At 34.4% G+C, this 20,775-nt stretch carries 16 protein-coding genes; 5 read left to right on the forward strand and 11 right to left on the reverse strand.

Annotation, left to right across the window (positions count from 1 at the left end; genetic code table 11):
* The first annotated feature begins 9 nt into the window (after nucleotides 1-9).
* From HH304_RS02940 to HH304_RS02950, 3 genes are all read left to right on the forward strand, one after another.
* Nucleotides 10-7,476, forward strand: coding sequence for a S8 family serine peptidase (locus tag HH304_RS02940; RefSeq protein WP_169677968.1), 7,467 nt, complete (start codon nucleotides 10-12; stop codon nucleotides 7,474-7,476).
* Between the two features lie 53 nt (nucleotides 7,477-7,529).
* Nucleotides 7,530-7,967: a hypothetical protein gene (locus tag HH304_RS02945; RefSeq protein WP_169677969.1), complete on the forward strand. Its 438-nt coding sequence runs from the start codon at nucleotides 7,530-7,532 to the stop codon at nucleotides 7,965-7,967.
* 155 nt (nucleotides 7,968-8,122) lie between these two features.
* Nucleotides 8,123-11,272, forward strand: coding sequence for a ligand-binding sensor domain-containing protein (locus tag HH304_RS02950; protein WP_169677970.1), 3,150 nt, complete (start codon nucleotides 8,123-8,125; stop codon nucleotides 11,270-11,272).
* On the opposite strand, the gene HH304_RS02955 is transcribed toward HH304_RS02950, so the two are convergent.
* From HH304_RS02955 to HH304_RS02995, 9 genes are all read right to left on the reverse strand, one after another.
* Entirely contained in the window at nucleotides 11,269-11,928 is a 660-nt protein-coding gene (locus HH304_RS02955; protein ID WP_271711478.1) for a MarC family protein, read from the reverse strand. The two genes, HH304_RS02950 and HH304_RS02955, sit on opposite strands and share 4 nt — an antisense overlap.
* 60 nt (nucleotides 11,929-11,988) lie before the next feature.
* Entirely contained in the window at nucleotides 11,989-12,969 is a 981-nt protein-coding gene (locus tag HH304_RS02960) for a substrate-binding periplasmic protein (RefSeq protein WP_169677971.1), read from the reverse strand.
* A gap of 178 nt (nucleotides 12,970-13,147) precedes the next feature.
* On the reverse strand, nucleotides 13,148-14,023 hold the full coding sequence (locus HH304_RS02965) for a hypothetical protein (RefSeq protein WP_169677972.1): 876 nt from the start codon (nucleotides 14,021-14,023) through the stop codon (nucleotides 13,148-13,150).
* A 5-nt stretch (nucleotides 14,024-14,028) separates the two neighbouring features.
* The gene (locus HH304_RS02970; protein ID WP_169677973.1) at nucleotides 14,029-14,541 is read right to left on the reverse strand and encodes a lipocalin family protein; all 513 of its coding nucleotides are present in this window, start codon (nucleotides 14,539-14,541) and stop codon (nucleotides 14,029-14,031) included.
* Between the two features lie 125 nt (nucleotides 14,542-14,666).
* Nucleotides 14,667-14,876 (reverse strand): YwbE family protein, encoded by a 210-nt coding sequence (locus HH304_RS02975; RefSeq protein ID WP_169677974.1) that lies wholly within the window; start codon nucleotides 14,874-14,876, stop codon nucleotides 14,667-14,669.
* A 13-nt stretch (nucleotides 14,877-14,889) separates the two neighbouring features.
* Entirely contained in the window at nucleotides 14,890-15,300 is a 411-nt protein-coding gene (locus HH304_RS02980; protein ID WP_169677975.1) for a hypothetical protein, read from the reverse strand.
* 48 nt (nucleotides 15,301-15,348) lie between these two features.
* The gene (locus tag HH304_RS02985) at nucleotides 15,349-15,762 is read right to left on the reverse strand and encodes a hypothetical protein (protein WP_169677976.1); all 414 of its coding nucleotides are present in this window, start codon (nucleotides 15,760-15,762) and stop codon (nucleotides 15,349-15,351) included.
* A gap of 98 nt (nucleotides 15,763-15,860) precedes the next feature.
* Nucleotides 15,861-16,277: a DUF1801 domain-containing protein gene (locus tag HH304_RS02990; RefSeq protein WP_169677977.1), complete on the reverse strand. Its 417-nt coding sequence runs from the start codon at nucleotides 16,275-16,277 to the stop codon at nucleotides 15,861-15,863.
* Nucleotides 16,278-16,291: 14 nt separating this feature from the next.
* Nucleotides 16,292-16,963 (reverse strand): haloacid dehalogenase type II, encoded by a 672-nt coding sequence (locus HH304_RS02995; RefSeq protein ID WP_169677978.1) that lies wholly within the window; start codon nucleotides 16,961-16,963, stop codon nucleotides 16,292-16,294.
* A gap of 90 nt (nucleotides 16,964-17,053) precedes the next feature.
* On the opposite strand from HH304_RS02995, the gene HH304_RS03000 reads away from it, so the two are divergent.
* A complete protein-coding gene (locus HH304_RS03000; protein ID WP_169677979.1) occupies nucleotides 17,054-18,364 on the forward strand; it encodes a hypothetical protein in 1,311 nt (436 codons plus the stop codon).
* A gap of 12 nt (nucleotides 18,365-18,376) precedes the next feature.
* Here the strand turns inward: HH304_RS03000 and HH304_RS03005 are convergent, their stop codons facing one another.
* Nucleotides 18,377-18,814 carry a VOC family protein gene (locus HH304_RS03005; RefSeq protein ID WP_169677980.1) on the reverse strand — a complete coding sequence of 146 codons (438 nt, stop codon included), beginning with the start codon at nucleotides 18,812-18,814 and terminating at the stop codon, nucleotides 18,377-18,379.
* Between the two features lie 9 nt (nucleotides 18,815-18,823).
* Entirely contained in the window at nucleotides 18,824-19,681 is an 858-nt protein-coding gene (locus tag HH304_RS03010) for an SRPBCC family protein (RefSeq protein ID WP_169677981.1), read from the reverse strand.
* A gap of 116 nt (nucleotides 19,682-19,797) precedes the next feature.
* Here HH304_RS03010 and HH304_RS03015 point away from each other — a divergent pair, with 116 nt between their 5' ends.
* The gene (locus HH304_RS03015) at nucleotides 19,798-20,772 is read left to right on the forward strand and encodes a GlxA family transcriptional regulator (RefSeq protein WP_169677982.1); all 975 of its coding nucleotides are present in this window, start codon (nucleotides 19,798-19,800) and stop codon (nucleotides 20,770-20,772) included.
* The last annotated feature ends 3 nt before the right edge of the window (nucleotides 20,773-20,775 follow it).

Raw genomic sequence — 20,775 nt, forward strand, 5'->3', positions numbered from 1 at the left:
AACCAATTTATGATTAAATATCTACAATTAAAGACAAGTCATTTGGTGGTGCTATTGCTTTTCTGCTTTAGCGCAGTAAATGGCTTTTCTCAGGTTACGCAGGGGAAGGTTCATATTAAATTTAAGCCGGGCATGGAAGCTACGGTTTCAAATATGAAAGTTTCCCGAACTGCAAATGGGATAGTCCAGATTGGATTGTCAGGTTTTGATGCTGTTGCCTCACAGTATAAGGCAGTAGAAATCAAGCCAATGTTCGTCCCTAAAAAAGGAAGAGAAGAAGCGCATAGAAGACATGGTCTTCATTTATGGTATGAAGTTACTATTGATGAAAACTCAGATGTTCTTAGTTCAGTAAATGCATTTGGCAATATTGCCGAGGTTATTGAATCTGAACCTATTTATGCTAAAACTTTTGTTGAGCCTTCTCAAGCTACAGAAGTAGCTTTGTCAAGCTTGGCTAATAATGCTCCGGTAAATGACCCGGGATTAGCTGATCAATGGCATTATGAGAATGACGGTTCAAATAACGGTATCCCTGAAGCGGATATTAATTTATTCCAGGCTTGGAATACGACAAAAGGAGCAAGCAACGTAATTGTGTCTGTACACGATCAGGGTGTAGATGCATCTCACGAAGACCTTGCTGCTAACATGTGGGTGAATGAAGCTGAGTTGAATGGAGAGCCCGGAGTAGATGATGACTTTAATGGTTATGTTGACGATATTCATGGTTATGATTTCGTCAACAACTCCGGAAATGTACCAGGTGAAGAACACGGAACTCACGTTGCAGGTACAATTGCAGCAGTTAACAACAATGGTATCGGTGTTGCTGGTGTTGCCGGTGGTTCTGGATCTGGTGACGGTACCAGAATTATGACTATGAAGGCTATCGGAGGTAATATGGCTGCCTCATTTGTTTATGCCGCAGACAATGGTGCTGTAATCTCCCAAAACTCATGGACATATACAATTGCTGGAGTTTATGAGCAAGCTACACTTGATGCAATAGACTATTTTATTGCGGAGGCTGGAAGTTATCCAGGCAGCCCGATGAAAGGTGGTATTGTAATCTTTGCTGCAGGTAACTACAATCAAAATCAGGTTTATTATCCTGAGGCTTATGAGAAGGTTATGGCTGTTGCTGCTTTAGGGCCAGCAAACAAAAAGGCATACTATTCTAACTATGCTTCATGGGTAGATATTGCAGCTCCGGGTGGAGATCAGTCGCAGATTTATGGAAACAAAGGTGGAATCTTAAGTACACTTCCTAACAATTCGTATGGTTTTTATCAGGGTACTTCAATGGCATGTCCTCATGTTTCAGGTATTGCTGCTTTAGTTGTTGCTGCTCGTGGAGGATCAAACTTCACAAATGCCGATCTATGGACACACTTAATTACTGGTACCAGAGATATTTATCAATACAATGATGAAGCATATGCTGGATTCTTAGGTGTTGGATATATCGATGCAGCTTTAGCAATTGAAGAAAATGAAGGAGTAGGTCCTGATATGATTACTGATTTATCTGCTTCTACAGTTTCTCAGGATTTTGTCGAGCTTAACTGGACGTCAGTTGGTGATCAGGATGATGCAACTGTATTTGGTTATGAAATTTATTATAGTACTGATAGTATGAAAGTTGCTCAAAAGAATGGGCACGAAACTATTATCATTAGTGATAAAAATAATCCGGGTATCGTATTATCTCAGGTAATTGAAGATTTAATTCCGGAAACAAAATACTATTTCGCGATTAGCGGATACGATAGGTGGGGTAATAAAGGTAACATATCAGAGGTAATTTCGGCAACCACCACGGATGCTCCTGAAATTGCCTTTGATGTTACCAACTTTAACATCACTTTAGACAATTCTAATGCACACACGTCTTCAGAAATATTCAATGTAATTAATAATGCTGAAGGTGCTTTAAAATGGAATGCGGTTATTCGTCAGACAAAACCTTACGCATTATCTACTACTAACCTTAATTACCCTATGGCATCTTCATCTGCACTTAAGGGTGTTGAAATGATGCAAGTTGCTAATACAACTGAAGGAGATGTAAATGCTGAGGTTTCTGATTATAATAATAATTGGGAAAACAAATTTTGGAGAGTAGGAAGAACTGTTAGTTCAATTTATATTATTGGTGAGGAAGATACATCTATTCCTAACTCTGCAGCAATGAAATATACTGTTGATGATCCTGAAGGGTTTAACCTGACAAGAATTTCTCAGTTCATGAACCTTGATAGAACTCAATTCCCTCAAGGGGTACTGGAAATTTACCAAGGAGAGTCAATCGAGAAGAAAAATCTGGTACTTGCTCAGTCTTTTGATGGTAATTACGGTGAAGGTGGTCGTGATAATACTGTGACCCTTGATTATCAATTGTTCTTTGAGCAGGGAGAAACTTTCTGGGTGGTTTTCCATATGCCTACCGGAATTAAGTATCCATTGGGTATCGGACAAGAAACTAACCCAACTGATTCTGATAACTGCTTCATGAGTTTTGATGTTGGTGAAACCTGGGTTCCACTTGCAGAAGCAATTGAAGATGATAGATGGGTTTGGAGACAAGAACTTCAGTCTACAGTTCAGCCAATCCATGAGTATTTAACATTATCTCAAGCTGATGGAGTAACTCCAGGTTTATCTCAAGAAGAAATAACTGTAAATGCTGATGGTACCAGCCTGATAAATGGTAAGTATTATGCATCTGCTGTTTTCTACAGTAATGATGATAACCAGAGAATTGCTGATATTGATTTTACAATTAATGTAAATGATCATAAGCCTGTTCTTTCTTCAAGTCAGCTTGTTGACTTTGGAAGTACTTTTGTTGGAGTTCCAACTACTTTGGAAATTCCACTTGTGAACTCAGGATTGGGAGTGTTCAGGTTTAATGACCCAAGCTGTGTTACTACAAATGCTGATTTTGATCTTGGCGGAACTTCTAAATCAGGTATTCCAGCTTCTGTAAAAGCATTGGATAGCGATGTGCTTACAGTGACATTTACTCCAACTTCTGCCGGTAATATTTCCGGACAGATCCAGTTGGTAGATTATAATGGAAATACACATACAATAAACGTATCAGGTGTAGGTACTCAGCCTTCAGAAATTGCATACAATCCTGCAAGCAGTGATTTTACAATGGCAATTGGAGAAGTACAATCTGGAAGTTTTGATATTGTAAACAATGGAAACTATCCATTACAATTCTACTTTCCAAGATTGGTTTCTCAAGAAGATGTAATTCAGGTACCTGTTCAGGGAAGTTCATTTGGATACTTCTGGGAAAACACTAAAGATGCCGGTGCAACTCATACATATCAGTGGGAAGACATTTCTCAAACTGGTAAAAATGTTACAGCATTCTGGAGAGATCAAAACGGTAGATTTTTAGAATTAGATCTTGGATTCCAGTTCCCATATTTTGAGCAGGTTTTAGATAAACTTTATCTTACTCAATATGGTGTGTTGGTTACTCGTACGGATATTGGTTGGGTTGGAAACTCAATTACTCCAGGGAATCCTACTTCAAATGTTCCGATTTCAGCACTTAACCGCTTATTGAGATTAGAATATGGTGGTGATATATACATTCAGCGTAAATCTGGTAAAATCATTATCCAATATGAAAATGTAAGAGTAGCTTCTGGAGCAACTTCTGCATTCACTTTCCAGACAATCATTTACAATAATGGAGATATTGTTCATAACTATAAGGCAGTGCCTTCAGCTTCTTTCTATCGTACAGCTGATATAGCAATAGAAGATCCTGATAAGAAGTTTGGGTCCTTGATTTATGATAAGTCTAGCTATACTGATACTCCGGATGCTGGTTTAACAAATGAATCTTCAATCAAGATTTATTCGCCTGGTGTTGATGCTATTGAAAACGTTTCGATGACATACGGTGTTGTTCCTGTAGGAGAATCTCAGACAATTAACTTTGATGTTAACTCTGCAAATCTTGTAGAAGGAAACTGGTATCAGAAATTGGTTGTAGCATCAAATGATCCAGTAAACCCACTTTCTGCGTACACTGCAAATATTAATGTTAATGCAGGTGGAGTTGTTGATGCTCAGCTCGCTGAAACATCTTATGATTTCGGAACTATATTCCAGGGAGATTCAGTCGGAAGAATTTTTGAACTCGAGAATGTTGGTACAAAAGGTACTCAAATCACAGGAATTAGCTCTTCAACAGGTAGCTTCATTCTTGAACACGATGCATTACCAGTTGATCTTCAGTCTAAAACAATTTTCTTCTTGTCTGCATCACATGACGGTGTAGCTCAGGGTACGTTTACTGATCAAATCACATTCACATTTGCAGATGGTTCTCAGGAAACCCTAGACCTTGCAATTAATGTTGGTCCTGCACCTGCAATAACTGTAACAACTGATCCGATAGATTACAATTTAAATGTTGGAGAAACAGCTGCTCATACAGTTACTATTCAAAACAATGGTGAAGCAGAGCTTGAGTTTACAACTTCAGGTACTGAGTGGGCATATTTTAATGATGAAACAGTTGCTACTTCTGCAGCTCAATTAAAAGAGCATTCTTATATCTTCAAGACAAACCTTGATGATGGTTCTGTAGGATACAACTGGGAAGAACTAGTTGGTGGAGATAGTGAGAAACTTGATGATGGAACAATTTCGGAATGGCATACTAGAGCACTTCCATTTGAGTTTAAATTCTATGGAAATGTTTATGACACGATTTATATTCATTCAAATGGTGTAATCACCTTTGATGACTATACTGATCTGGTAATGGAAGGTCCTGTTAGCGGTCCTGCTGTAATACCAGATCCAGGTTTAGTGAATAACGCAATAGCACCTTTCTGGGGTAATGGATATTATTCTGGTATTGATGCTGCGGACCGTGAAATTTCTGGTGTATTCTTTAAAGAATATGATGACTATGTAATTGTTGAGTTTGCAAGACTAGTAGACAGAGCCTATACTGGAATGCCTTTCAGTGTTCAGGCAATAATCTATAAAAACGGAAACATCAAATACCAATATAAATTTGGTACTAGATCAAGAGCTCATGAAGCTGTTGTAGGTATTGAGAACGCTGACGGTACAGATGGAGTTCAGGTAATGAGCTATGACTTCTTCCTTGAAGATAAAATGGCGATTGTATTCTCTCCTGCAAATAAGAGAAGACTTGCTGCCGGATCATCAGTTGAACTTCCGATGACTATTGATGCAACGCATACAAACGGCGGAACTTATAGCGCAAACCTACAAATTCAGTCAAATGTGCCTGGTAATTTGAATACGTTCATTCCGGCATCTTTAACTGTGACTGGATTAGGAGAAATTAATGTGATTGATAGTTTATACTTCGGTGATATTGTTGCTGAAACACTTCCTAATGGAAACACTATCACTCATGATATTGATTTTGTGTTAACCAACTCTGGTTCAGATCTATTAACTGTGAATACTGCTGAATTAACAGAAGGTACAGATTACTCTCTGTCAATGTTACAAGTGTTCTGTGGATTCAGAGGTTGTACAGAAACATTGACTCCTGTTGATGGTGCTATTACATTATCTCTGCAGCCGGGAGAAGAGCAATTGTTCAGATTAACTCTTAATACAAGACTGGAAACATACGAAGCGATTGATACTGTAGCGTTTGATCTTGGTCTAGCAACTGAAGTTAAGGTTCCTGTTTATGCAAATGTGTTCCTTCCTTCTGTATTGGAGCTTGATAATGATACATTCCACTATGAAGCTAGTGATAATACATTCACGGCATCTGATGTGATCAATTTGAATAATGCTGATGGCCAGAATGAGCTTATCTACGATATCACTTATAACTATATTCGTGGTGGTAGTACAATGGCTACTCAGATGACTTCTACCTCAGAGGAAGTAAACGGTGAGATTAGTGGTGTTGCCAGTTCAAGTATGGTTCCGGTAATGAGCGCTGCAAACTTCAACAGAGATTTAGCTTATGGTGAAGATGCGGTTAATACATTTATCGGATTTGGGCCGAGTTCTAAGTTTAATTCAGCGACTAAATTTAACGCTGGAGCTGAAGGCTTTAACTTGTCGCACATTTCAACTTATATTTCTGCAGAAAACAATACTTCTACAAGAATGGTAGTTGAAGTTTATGCAGGTAATGACATCTATGATGCAGTTAAAGTATCAGAAGTTGAATACAAACATGATGCTGAAACAAACTTCCAGGGAATGGTAACTATTCCATTAGAAGAAGTTGTTAAAATGTATCCTTATGAAACGTTCTGGGTAGTGGTTAATTACCCTTATGGAGTTAGCTATCCTCAGGGAACTAATACAACAGGTGGAATGGCAGGTACATTTATGTATCAATCAGGAGCTTTCTGGTATGACCTACAAGCTACACCTGGCTTTACAGAGCAAGGATGGTATGTTAAGGCTCATGAAGAAACATATTCTAAAATTGGTTGGTTAACCGTTTCTGGCTCTGGTTCTGTACCAGCAGGTGAAACTGGAACAATCGACATCAGTGTATCAGCTGAAACTGTGGAAAATGCTGATGTATTTGCTGATATTGTGATTTCTTCAAATGACCCTTATAATCCAACAGCGAACGTAAGAGTTTCAATGCACATGAATCAGGCTCCTGTATTCGATGCTGGAAAGCATTATTATGAAATCCATGAAACTGAATCTATTGAAATTAGTGTTACAGCTACTGATCTTGAAGGAGAGACTTTTGAGTTCGCTCTTGAGAATGCTCCAGTAGGTATGACAATGGAGACTTTTGATGGTATCGCTAACCTTTCATATACAACTGATTATTTGTCTGCAGGTGTTTATAATATGAGTGTTACTGCAACTGATGCTGGCGGAAGAGTTTCACAATTCCCAATTGAGCTAAATGTTGTAAATGTTAACAGAACACCGGTTGTAACTGATATCGCAGATTTCAATCTTTCTATAGGTGGACCAGAGTACTTCATTGACGGAACTACAGTTTTTGCTGATCCGGATACTGATGATGCACTTTACTACCATGTTGAGTTTGAGCAAAATGGACTGTTAGATGTTTCTATCACGGGCAATACTTTCGAATTTATTCCTAAGGCTCCTGGAACTACATTAGTAACGATCTATGCAACTGACGGAATGATTGATGAAGAAGTATCAACAACTTTCACAGTTACAGTTGACTATATCTTAGGTACTGATGACTTGCTTGACACTAAATTCAGAATGTATCCTAATCCGGTAATTGATGCTTTAAATGTTAAGGTTCCGGAAAATGGAGAATACACAATGAATATTTACGGTGTTGATGGTAAGGTTTACATGTCACGTGTTATTGAGATGTCAGTAAATGGAACATCTATTGACATGAGCACTTTAAGACATGGAATTTATGTTCTTGAGTTAATAGGAGAAGATTCTTCAATCACAAGAAAGATTATTAAAGAATAGAATTATAAATATTGCCGGAGGCTAATGTCTCCGGCATATAAATAAAAAATATTATGAATAAGATTTATTTAATTCTAATCGTGTTTTGTCTGGCTTTTGTAGGTTGTAAAGATGACAATCCCGGAAAAGAACAAGTTCAGACTAATAAGCTCACCAAAACATGGTATATAGGTTCAGAAGGTCATGTTTTGGTTAATGGTCAGGATATTACATATGATTATGAAAACTTCACAATCCGATTTGCTTCAAATGGGTCTGATAAAGTTTATTATGTAACTAATGGTTACCTGGCTTTTCCTGCTGCGATTGATACCTGGTCATTTGCTGATCAAAATTATGAATCAATTATCAGAGGTGTCGATGGTATTGAAATGCAAACAGAGTTTGTTGATAATACCTTGACTTTAAGATTTAGTATTCCTGAACCTAATAATGCTAAAATGCAAGGTGGATTTGGTGATTTCGAATTCTACCTGACAGAATATAAATGATGCTAAAATGGTGGTTAGTAGTTTGATTAACTAGAGAGTGAAAAGGCTGTCTCATCTGAGACAGCCTTAATTTTTTGATATTATGGTTAGTAAATTTCTTTCTTTCTTTTATTTTGTGAAATAGATTAAAAACGATTTAGAGATAACCTTTCTTTATGAGAGTATTCTTACTTATATTTTTTCTCATCCCGAACTTAATTTTTGCGCAAATTAGTTTTGATCATATTACTGTTGATCAGGGCTTAAGTCAGTCTGGCGTTAATGATTTTGATCAGGATAAGCAAGGGTATTTGTGGATTGCAACTCGTGATGGACTTAATAAATATGATGGTCAAAATTTTGAGATTTTCAGGAATAAGAGATCTGATTCAACAAGTATAGGTAATAATAATATCTGGTCATTGGAAATAGACGATCAAGATAATATTTGGTTAGGTACTATTGCCGGTTTAAGTTGTTTTGATGCCGAAAGGTCTAGGTTTTACAATTATACAAATCCTGAATATCAATATAAATTCCCGAACACTTCAGACATAACTTTCAATGGAGATAGTGTTATTATCGGGACTCATGAGGGGGTGTTCATCTTTTTGAGAAGTTCTAAAAGATGGATTAGTATTGATTCATTTCAAAATGTAAGGATAAACGCTATAGAGAAATTAAGCAATGGACAAATTTTAATAGCTTCTGAAATTGGTGCCTATATTTTTGAAAATGCGGGAGTAAAACAGGTTTTAGGTGACGTTATAAGTGATGTGCGAGATATTTTTGTTTATGAAGAAGGAGTCCTTCTTGGAGATGAAACAAGGATATTTAAGTTTAATCAGAATTTAACATTGACTGATGAAATAGAAATCTACAGTGATGATAAGTTTTCATTGATGGATATAATATGTGATGGTTCCGGGAATTTTTGGGTGGCATATAAAGGTGTCCGTATTATAGATAAAGATTTTTCAAATGTTAAGGTTTATAGCCATGATGAAATAGACCCGAAATCATTAAATAGCAATTTTACTTCTACGATATATAAAACCCGGGATGGTAGTATCTGGGTCGGAACTAATGGTGCAGGAATAAATAAATATGATCCTAATTCGCTGAAATTTAATACGGTAACTCATAATCCATTTGATAATCGATTTCTTTCTTCTGGCTATGTTTCTGGCTTTTATCATGATAAATATTTGTATGTTGGCTTAGTTGATGAAATTGATGTTTTTGATATTAGCACCTATCCGGCAAAAAAAATTAAAACTATTGATTTTAAAGATGTAAGACCCGAACGGATATATAAAATCATTCCATTTGATAATAAGTTCTTAATTGGAAGCGAGCATACTTTATTAGTGATGGATGGAGATCAGTATGAGCCTGTCACAGTTGGTTTTTCAATAAATGATATACAGCAAATTTCAGATCATCATTATCTAATTATCTCGAGTGATTCAGTAAACAGGATTAAAATCTATAATACAAAGCTTAATGAAATTAAGGATGTCGTACATGATGATATAAAAGAGCTACTCTATTCTGCGTTGGTTGAAACTGATCAGATTTGGGTTGGCGGAGGCAGAGGGTTGTATAAATTTTCTAAAGATTTAGAATCATATGAATACTATAGTGGTGAAAATGGAGAGTTTACATTTCAGGTGAAATGTATTACCAGAGATAAAGAAGGAAAACTTTGGATAGGGACATGGGGAGAGGGATTGTACATTTTTGATGAAACAAAGAATACATTGATTCCTTTCAAATTAAATAATGAACTTCCAAATAGTACGATTTATGGGATATTAGAGGATGATGCAGGTAACTTGTGGTTTAGTTCCAATAACGGATTAATGTGTTATTTTAAGGAGGATCAATCAATAAAACATTATACGTACGAAGATGGATTGCAAAGTAATGAGTTTAATACAGCTTCATATCTCAAATTAAATGACGGTACGCTGGTATTTGGGGGGATAAAAGGATTCAGCTATTTTCACCCTCAAAGTATAGCAAGTCAGAATCAAAATCAAATTCAATTTGTAGAAGAAATTCAAATTAATGAAATACCAATTGATTATCATGACACTCAAAATAAAGGTATTCAAATTTTAGAAAGTGATATTTTAAAGGTCCAGATTAACACCATTGATTTTAATTCAAATTCAAAAATAGAGTACCGTTATAAGCTTAATGAAAATGATGAGTTTATTGAGATTGGAAATGTAAAGGTTATAAAATTGTCTAACCTTAAGGCAGGTGATTACCAATTGAAAATAAACAGTACGAATTCATCCGGGACCTGGTCTGATGATTTTATTACACTGGAAATCATTGTTAGCGAAAAACTTATATACAGACCTTGGTTTATCTTTTTATGTATCTCTATACTTTTAATGGGTGCCATCCTGTTTAATAGAATTCGAAATATTAATCTTGAGAAGAGAGCCAATTTGCTTGAAGAGGCTATAAGGCAACGTACAGATGAGATTTCCAGACAAAATAAAGATATTCTTCAAAAGAATAAGGAATTATACAGGCAAAGAAAAGAGCTTATCGAATTGAAAGATTCTTTAGAAGACCGGGTTCAAAACAGAACTAAAGATTTAGAAAAAAAGAACAAGGATTTAAAATATAAAAATGAACAGCTAGAACAATTTAGTTACATATCAAGCCATAATTTAAAAGGGCCATTAGCTAGTATGAAAGGGCTAATGAATCTCTTAAAAGTTACTGATGATAATAATGAAGAAGAGATTCTTGATAAGCTAAATCTGAGTATAGAAAAGCTGGATTCAATTGTAACAGATCTATCCAAAATTATAGATCTAAGAGAAGATAATCGGCAGTTTGATCTGTTAAGTATTAAAGAGGTTTTAGGAACTGTAATCAGTGATCTTGATCAAGAAATAAGGGAGTCTGATTTTGAAATACAAATAGCTGATTTTAATGATTATAAAATCAAAGGGGTAAAAGCCTACCTTTACAGTGTTTTTTATAATATTATCCATAATAGTTTTAAGTATAGAAAATGTGATATAGATAAATCTTTCTTAAAAGTGGAGGTAAGTGAAGTTGATGGATTTGTGATTATAAATTTTGAAGATAATGGTATCGGAATTGATATGAACCATGCCAAAAAGAAACTTTTCAGGCTTTTTCAGCGCTTTAATGATAATTTAAAAGGTAAAGGAATTGGGCTTTATATGATTAAAACCCAGGTTGAAGCCATGAAAGGAGAAATATTATTAGATAGTGAACTGGATAAGGGTACAACCATCATAATTAAATTTCCTATCTCAAATCTAGGTTAATCTGCCAATATGTGTTTAACAATTGGTTTGATTCCACTAACCAAAAACTCAATGGAAATAACCATTACGATAAGCCCCATTAATCTCATCATTACATTTATTCCCGTTTGTCCCAATAACTTAATAATTCTTGAAGAACTATATAAAATTAAATAGGTAAGACCCATTACCAATGCTACTGCTAGTATTAAAATAACCTTTTTTTCCCATGTGTTAGCATCAGCCATCATAACAATAGAGTTGGTTAGAGACCCCGGACCAGAAATCATTGGTATTGCAAGTGGTGTAATCGATATGTCGTCAACATATGTCTTAATTTCAGATTCTTTGATTTTAACCTTACCAAGTCTCGCCTGAAGCATATCCATTCCCATCAAAAAGAATATTATACCTCCGGCTACTCTAAAACTATTTACAGAGATGCCAAAGAATTTGAATAGTAATTGGCCGGAAAACGCAAATAGAATAATTGTTATAAATGAGGTTAAACTAGCCTTTTTTGCTGTCCTGGTTCTGTCAGCCTGATCAAGATCACTAGTCATAGTCAGGAATATCGGCATTACACCCAATGGATTTATAAGGGTGAAAAAGGAAGTAAATACTAGTAATCCAAAAGAAACTAATTCGTTCATAGCGCAAAGGATGATATTAGTCATCCGGAAAAATTTGCGCAAAATTAATATTTGATCTGACTTTATTTATGTTTCTCCATAAAATTAATTTTGATCTTCAAGTTTGATGATCAAACCTGGATTTTCCGGATCTGTTGAGCTTTGCACTCTTGACTTTTGTTTATACTTTTTAGGGATACTATTCCAGTCCTGATAGTGGTTATTTTCAATGATATATTCACGATTATCGGCCGTGTGAGAAGAAGAAAAAATACTGTAGGCATTCATAGGTTCGGAAGTTCCTGCCTTGTCGCCATTTAATACTAATTCAGCCATTCCATCGCCATCTACATCAGCACTAATCCAGTTTAAATTTAGAATTCTATTATAGGTTCCATCTGCAATCATTGATTTTATTTCCTTGTTAAAAGATTCAATGATTTCATGAGAATAAGGTAGATTCTCATTAAGAGCTAGATATAATGGCTTTACAATTAATGGTTCTCTTGAAATTGCTAATTTATCCCTGACTTCATTAAGGTGTATTTGTAACATGTATTCAATCAATAATTTGTCCACAAGCATCACATCAATTTCACCATTGATTAATTTATTGAGGTTTTCCTGGTCGCTACCACTATATACTAAATGGATGTTATCTCGTGTAAATAATTCATTTCCGTAACCATAGCCTCTAACTACACCTACAGACATACCTGTTAGTTCATCTAATGAACCTTTATTTACATCCGTTCCAGTTAGTCCTACTAGGATTAATTGGTTTTCTAGATATGGTTCCGAATAGACTAAATATTCATCCCTCTCAGCAGTTTTCCATAAAGCAGCACTACCATCAAAAACCCCAGCTTCAATACCTGTTATCACTCGATCCCAAGGAAGAATTGAAGTATTGGAATTAATTTCAGCTCTTTTTAATGCTGTATTAACCAAATCCAGAGCAACAGAAGTGTTGTTTATTGTATTTGTAAATGGAGGGTATACATCAGATGCCAGATTTAATGATTGAATCTGGGCATTTAAGCTTATTGAAGCTATAAATAGGAGGATTATTATATATTTTAACATGGCCGGTTAGTTATTTATTTTGGGTAGAATCATTTATTATAAAATACGAAAAATGCAAAAAAATACCAAAATAAATCAATTATATATTAATTGTCTATTGCCATTTTTCATAATTAAAAACCCCGGAGACTTATTCCGGGGTTTTCCAAACTATAGAAAAAATAGACGACGATAACTTTTAATGGATGTACCTAAGTCCAAAGTTTATTGTGTAACCAGCTCCATCGCCTCTTGAGTTTATGAAATTTCCATATGATAGCTCTGCTCCGAGTTTTGACGTAAGCTGATACTTTCCTCCTATTCCAACTTGAGTAAACCAACTTGTAAACCCAAATTGCTCATCAAACTCGTTTGAAATGTTTTCGAATCTTGGAGAATATTGAATATTGGTGTATAAGCTTGCTTTGCTACTAGGGAAATAATTTATAAAAGCACTTACCGGAAATCTGACAAAATTTGTTTGATCAGAATATCTTTTAATACGATATAATACATCGCCTTCAAGGAATAATCTCCATTTATTGTTCAGGCGTTGGTCAAAAAATATCTGTGTAAACCATGTGTATCTGTCATGTGCTGTAAATAAAGGAGCTTCCTGATTTTTTGCAACCGGGAATAAAAATGTCGATTGGATACTGAGATTGTTAATTTCTTTAATTGGAACAAACCTTATTCTTGGTCCAATAGCGGACAAGACTGTTCTTTGATAGTCTCCATCTCCGGAATAAATTACTTTTAGCGGATTGCCGGATCGTGAGTCATAAAAAGACCTGTTAAACATAAAATCCATGCCTACATTTATTCTTGCATTATTACTAACTCCTAGCGTATACTGAAGTAATCCATTTAAATATGTTTGTCGGGAACTAAGCTCTATTTTATCTCCATTTTTGTCCCTGATACTATTTTGGGTGTATATATTAAAAAATGTATTTAATTCCCATTGACCTTTGCTGAACAAAATTGATGGGGTATATTTTTCAAGATTTGATTCTTGTGCAGAAATATTTATTGAAAAAAATACTGTAATAATAAAAATATTATAAGCTCTCATTTTTTTTATTTTAATATGTATGCGCCTTTTAGTCTAATTCCAAAATATGAACCTGACACAACCAATGTGTCTGACACAAGAGCTTCAACATTAGCAAAGTATTGGTTTGAATCTTCGGTGAAAACAATTGTGGATAGATCTTCGGTAATTCTCCAGGTTCCAGCTTTCATTCTTGAATCATCTTCAGCACCACAAAGTTGATTGCCGCCGTCATATGTAAAAGTTCCATCAGAATTAATATTTATCTGATCATCAAGTCGACAGTCTTGCATACCTTCAATAGATGCGATTGTAAATACTATCGGAATCCATTCTTTTTGATTGTTACCATGAAATAGCTCATTAAATTCAGTTGCGCTTGCTGGTTTATCGGTTGGTAAAGTGATTTCAGAGCCATTCATATCTTCGGGACCGGAATCTAATTCGGTCAATTCACATGATCCCATTGCCAGTATTGCTATCATAATACCCGACAAGAGAGATACAAGACGAAGAGTAATATGTTTTTCATTTTTCATGCTACTAATTAACTCTTTAAGTATCACGAATCTGTCACAAACAAATCATCTTTGTTTAAAGCTTTGAAATAAAAAAAGCAGCTGATTTAATACCAGCTGCTTTATTATACATCAATTCTATTTTCTTAATTGTTAGGTTTATCGATTAATTCTTTAACTCTTCCAACTATGCCATCTTCGAGCATAACTTTTATACCCCAAGGATGACTGTTTGACTTGGTTAAAATTTTTTTGACTATTCCCTCAGTAAGTTCTCCTGTTCGTTGATGGTGCTTTTGTACCACCCTGACATTCTGCCCAATAAAAATATTTCGTCGTGCTTTTCCTTCGTTCATATAATTACAAATGCTAATTGACTAAGTAATTTATAGCATCTTCAGGGTTTGAGCATATTTTTGCCGGCCTTCCTGTCATTTTTATAAGAGTATTGAGATAATATTTTTTAAAAGGGGAACTATCCGAGACTATTCCTGTTTTATCTACCCCTAGCTCCTTGGCTTTATGTGAAATGTTTTTCTCGAAATATTTCCTGGCTTCTGTTGGTACTACACCTTGTTTTCTAATATCTGAATAAACTCCTACAACCTTATTGGTTTTTGCAAAATCCAGAAGTCTTTCGAATACATTAATGTATTCATCTTTATTAAAAATACCGTCCCAGACAATGCCTACAAGCTTTAGTTCTTCAGAATAAAAAGTAGTAACGTATTTTTCCTTGAAAATGACGTTATCTTCATTCAAAAAAAATTCTATTATCATGGTTTTCAGGGTTAAATTTGTTCGTTAAAACAAGTATTATTAAGATTCTTAGTCTTCCAATAAATATGCAATGGCATCTTCAGGATTAGAACATAGTTTTGATGGTCTTCCAGTCATTGCAATGAGAGTATTAAGGTAATATCGCTTGAATGGTGAGCTATCTGTGACAACTCCGGTTTTTTTAAAACCTAATTTTTGAGCTGCAGGGGAGACATGTTTTTCAAAATATTTTCTCGCCTCTATCGATACTACTCCTTGTTTTCTAATGTCGGTATAAAAGCCGATGGCAGGATTTGTTTTGGCAAACTCAAGGATATCATCAAATGTTTGAATATAATCCTCAGTTTTAAAAATGCCATCCCAAACAATTCCAAAAAGTTTTAATTCGCTTGAATAGTATCCGGTGACAAATTTCTTTTCAAATACAATATTTTCTTTGGTTATTAAGTCATCGATTTTCATATAAAAAAATAGTTGTTGCTATTTCTAATATCGATGATATTGCTTTAAAATATAATATCAAGTAAGGTTATAGGCACTATTGCCTAAAAATAAATTAGTCAATTATATTTTTCTTGCATGTTTTTATAAGATTTTGATATCATGGTTTTCAAAACCTCAAGATCTATGTCATCAATTTTGTTTATATATAGACATGATGAACCCGTTTTAAATTTTCCAATGACATCTAATAATGTTTGATATTTCTTAAATCCATCCATTATATAGATGGTCAGATTTTGTTTTCGTGGTGAGAATCCTGTGATGAACCAATCTCCTTCTCTTCCGGATTGGTACTTGTAATGATATTGACCGAAACCAACAATTGAGTCACCCCACATCTTTGGTTCTGCATTGGTGATCTCTTTCATTATTTGCAGTAATATTAAACTATCTTGTTTTTTCTTTTCGTTTTCAACCTTATTCAAAAACTCTTCAACAGATTGAGAATTTGGCTTAGTCTTTAGGTCTGACATAATAATGATTTTTTTTAGGCAGTTTGAAATATGTTTTGAAGTTCAGTTAAGGAATTTATTGTGTGATTTGGCTGAAATTCCCAAGGATCAAATTGAGCGTTTTTAGATCTATCTATCCAAATGGTTTTTAATCCAACATTTGACGCTCCAATAATGTCAAAACTATTGCCTGAAATAAGATGTGTCTTATTAGGACTTCCGTTTATTTTATTGATCAGGTATTTATATACATCCGGGGCAGGCTTAAAGATTTTTATTTCTTCTACGCTGATTAAATCATCAAAATAGGCTTGAATATTGTTTTTTTGAAATAGGGAGGTAAGTGACTCTTTATTTCCATTTGAAAATGCATATAATTCACAATTCTGAGATTTTAGCTTTTTTAAGATTTGAACTACATCGTCAAATACAGAAAGTTCGAGATATGCATTCATTAGACGGTCAATGCCCGATTGATTTAAATTTGTATTTAATTGACTGTTTGTATAAATCAGAGCTTGTCGTGTAATCATAGAGAAAGGGATATATGATCTCATTGCAGATCTTCTAAATGAATACTCCAGCTGTTTATTTCTCCATAATATATTGAATTGTTCAGATATGGAACCTACTAACTCAGTTATAATGGGTTTAATCGAGGATGTGTCAATTAAGGTGCCGTAAATATCAAAAGCTAATTTTATCATGTTTGATTGATTTTATACTATTTAAAGAAAATTTTAGACATATTTGTTTTCTCGGCGTTGAAAACCAGTTAAATAGATTTGTTTTGTATTATGGCAATTAAGAAGATTTTTATAAAATCAGTGTTTTTAGTAGTGATACTAATATCTATTTTGGTATTAAGTGTTAAGCTACTTTTTGATTTTAGAGAGATAAAATCGTTTGAATATTCTATTGCCGAAGGAGCCGGGGTTGTTATAAGACTTGATGCCGACAGGATATTTAGAAAAGTGGCAGTTAATGCTATTACTCATCCAGGTTATTATTTGAAAGATGATAATGATAGTATTCAGGATGAATTAGATGAATATGGAATCAAAATACCTGGGAATGTTTTTATTTATTCACTGGAACAATACCCAGGGTCATATTATTTATGTCTCCCCGTTGAAAACGCCACTAAAGCAGGAGAATTTATTAAGCACTTTTTAAGGAGTGATAATTTGATTTCTGATAGAGGGGTTTTGAAATGTGTTTCCGGGGATAGCACACTTGAAGCTGCCGTAAAAAGAAACCGGATGATCTTAGCTTACCATGTAGAAAATCAATTACACGGTCCTTCAGCTAGTGAAATGTTGAAATCGAAATTTAGAAGTTTGAAATCAGATCCATTTCTTTGGGAGTTAAAAGATCATGAAGCCGATTTATTAATTATGGGCGCTAATGAATTTCATGAAATAAATTTTGAAAATGGTCTGATTTCATGGAAAGGGAGGGTGTCAGATAGAAGTCCTACTGAGTCAATTAATGCTTTAAAAGAATTTGGTGAAAGAAAACAGGGAAGTGTAAGGAAATTGCTGACACATATAACCGAAGTAGTTTTAGGTAATGATGATGCTGTTGCATTAAATAGTTTATTCGATCAGGATATTCAGGATTTGGATGTTTATATTAATGGAACAACATTTAAAACTATTGATTTCAACCAAACTGAAATTTCTAATCTTTCGGCTAATTCTCAGCAACCAGAACCTAAAATTAAAATGCCAGCAATTCAGTTTATGATGGTGACAGATTCTAGTCCGGATACAGGTCTTGTTAATAAAGATGATAAATATGACTTAATGCCCTTATTTGGTTTAAAGTCTATGAATTCAGCAAAAGACACCATTTTGGTGGGGAATATCCCTGAGTTTCAAATTGAAAAGTTCGATAATGATAATACTTTACTTGATATTGATATTGATTTTGATTCATGGTCAGATTCTGTTGATTTACCTATCAATGCACTATTGCTAAAATATATTAGCAGATTAGATTTTGAAGTTATCCGTGAAAGTAAAATGTATCAGGTGAGCGGTGTAATCCAAATGGATAACAAGGATATTAATAGTTTCGTGGTCTTGCAAGATGTTGTTGAATAGGAAGATATTTTCTTATTTCTCTTCATCTGAAAAGTTGAACATCCAGTTTACTCCATATTTATCTTTACAGCTACCAAAATACCCACCCCAAAACATGTCCTGAAGTTCCATGGTTACTTGTCCTCCCTCAGAAAGTTTATTAAAAAGGTAATTTGTTTCTTCCTTTGAGTCTGGCTGAAGGTTTATGTGAATATTATTACCCATAGTAAGATTAAAGCCCATAGATTCCGGAGCATCAGTTCCCATTAGAATATGCCCACCAGTAATGGGTAATTCGATATGCATAATCAGGTTTTCATCTTCTGTTGATAGATTTAATTCCTCGCAACCTGGAGCCTGGTTCATTCTTAATATTTCACCCTGGAATTCAGTTTTGAATATTGACTTATAATAATTGAAAACTTCTTCAGTATTTCGAGGGAAATTGATATATGTACTTACACTTGCCATGATATGTAACTATTTTGATTCGCTTAAACTTTTAATCTCTTTAAGAGCTTTTGGCCATTTTTTACTGAAAAACTCGATATAATCTGGTGTGGTATCCATTGCAACCCTCAAAAATGTACTACCTTTTCTATCTATCAGGGTATATATTTCTTTTGCTCCATTCCAAGAAGAGTCATCATTAGACATACCCTGATGTTCAAGTATTATCAGCCTGTCAGGTATTGATTTAATAACTTTACTATGCATTTGACTTTGTTTACCATCATTATCAGTACCTGTAAAGGTAATTAAAGACCCTGTCTCCCAGTTTCCTTCATAATCGGCTCCTGGTGAAAATACAGATGCCCATTTGCCGTAGGTTTCCTTATTTAATAAGGCTTTGTAGACAGTTTCAGGATTAGAATTTATTTCAATATCATAAAACTGTCTCTTTAAATTATTTTGACTTTCGGCATACCTTTTAAGATTGTTGAGTATAGCTTGCCAGCCTTGCTGTTGCAGCTCCAACGGATTGGTGCTTTCCGGTTCGAATACCTCTATGATTTCTGTAGTCTCTCCATCGGATAAAAAGCTTATTGACACTTTTCTACCATCTTCAATTTTATATTCGATTAACTTATTGACATCTATATTTTGATATGTTCCATTAAAATCAAATCCCATACTTCCATCAATGGCTTCCATTCGCCACGAAAATTCTTTATTTACTTCCAATGGGTTAGTTGCAATCGGGCAGAACCAATCCTCACTGGCAAAATTCCATTGAGTGATATGATTAGCATCTGTAAATACATTCCAAACGATATTAATAGGGGAGTTAATTTTAGTGGATACCTTGATTTTGGTTGTTTCCTTATCAGTTTTCATAGTAAGTAGATTGATTTTGGTTATATCCAAATTTAGTTTGATTTTACCTTTAATCTTAGGGGGAATACGACAATTAAAAGGAAAATTGCGTCAAATATTTTTCTTAAATTTATAGGATGGTAACTGTATCTATTATTGTTCCTCATAGAGTAGTTCTACAGTCTGTCGCTGATCCGAAATATTGTTTTGAAACAGTGAATTCCTTTTTAGCTTCCAATGGAAAACCAAAACAATTTGAAGTCATTCTGGTAGGGTTAAGTAATGAAATTAAGGCTGGTGAAGGTGCTTTTTCAATTCATCCGGATAAGAGTATTGACGAAGTATCTAAAACGGATCTGATAATTATTCCTGCAATTTTCGGAGATTTTGATTTGGCAATTGAAGAAAACAGGGAGTTTATTCCCTGGGTTGTCGAACAATATGAAAATGGAGCAGAAATAGCTACTTTATGCGTGGGGGCATTTTTGCTTGCGTCCAGTGGTTTATTAAAAGGTAGAAAATGTTCTACCCATTGGGGGTTTATTGATTTATTTAAGGATAGGTTTCCTGAAGTGATTGTTCAGAATGGTAATATTATTACGGAAGATTCAAGACTGTATTCAAGTGGTGGAGCTAACTTTTATTGGAACCTTCTAATTTATTTGGTGGAGAAATATGTTGATAGGGAAATGGCTATACTGATTGCAAAATATTTTGCAATTGATATTTCTCGTCATAATCAGATGTTGTTTTCAATTTTTAAGGGCCAAAAGCAACATAAAGATTTAGAAGTCAAAGAGACCCAACAATACATTGAAAATAATTTTGGAGAAAGGTTTACTGTTGATGATTTAGCTGAAAATGTAGCTCTTGGTAGAAGGAGCCTTGAAAGAAGATTTAAAAAATGCACGAATAATACAATCTTAGAATATATCCAAAGAGTTAAGGTCGAAGCAGCAAAAAGAGATTTTGAAAACTCTGAAAAGAATATAGCTGAAGTTATGTATGATGTCGGGTATACTGATCAGAAAGCATTTCGATCTACCTTTAAAAGATTTACAGGTCTAACTCCAAAAGAATATAAAAGTAGGTATAGACATTCAATAAATTGATAT

The organism is Marinigracilibium pacificum (assembly GCF_012926615.1).
In the GTDB taxonomy this organism is placed as follows: Bacteria; Bacteroidota; Bacteroidia; order Cytophagales; family Cyclobacteriaceae; genus Mangrovivirga; species Mangrovivirga pacifica.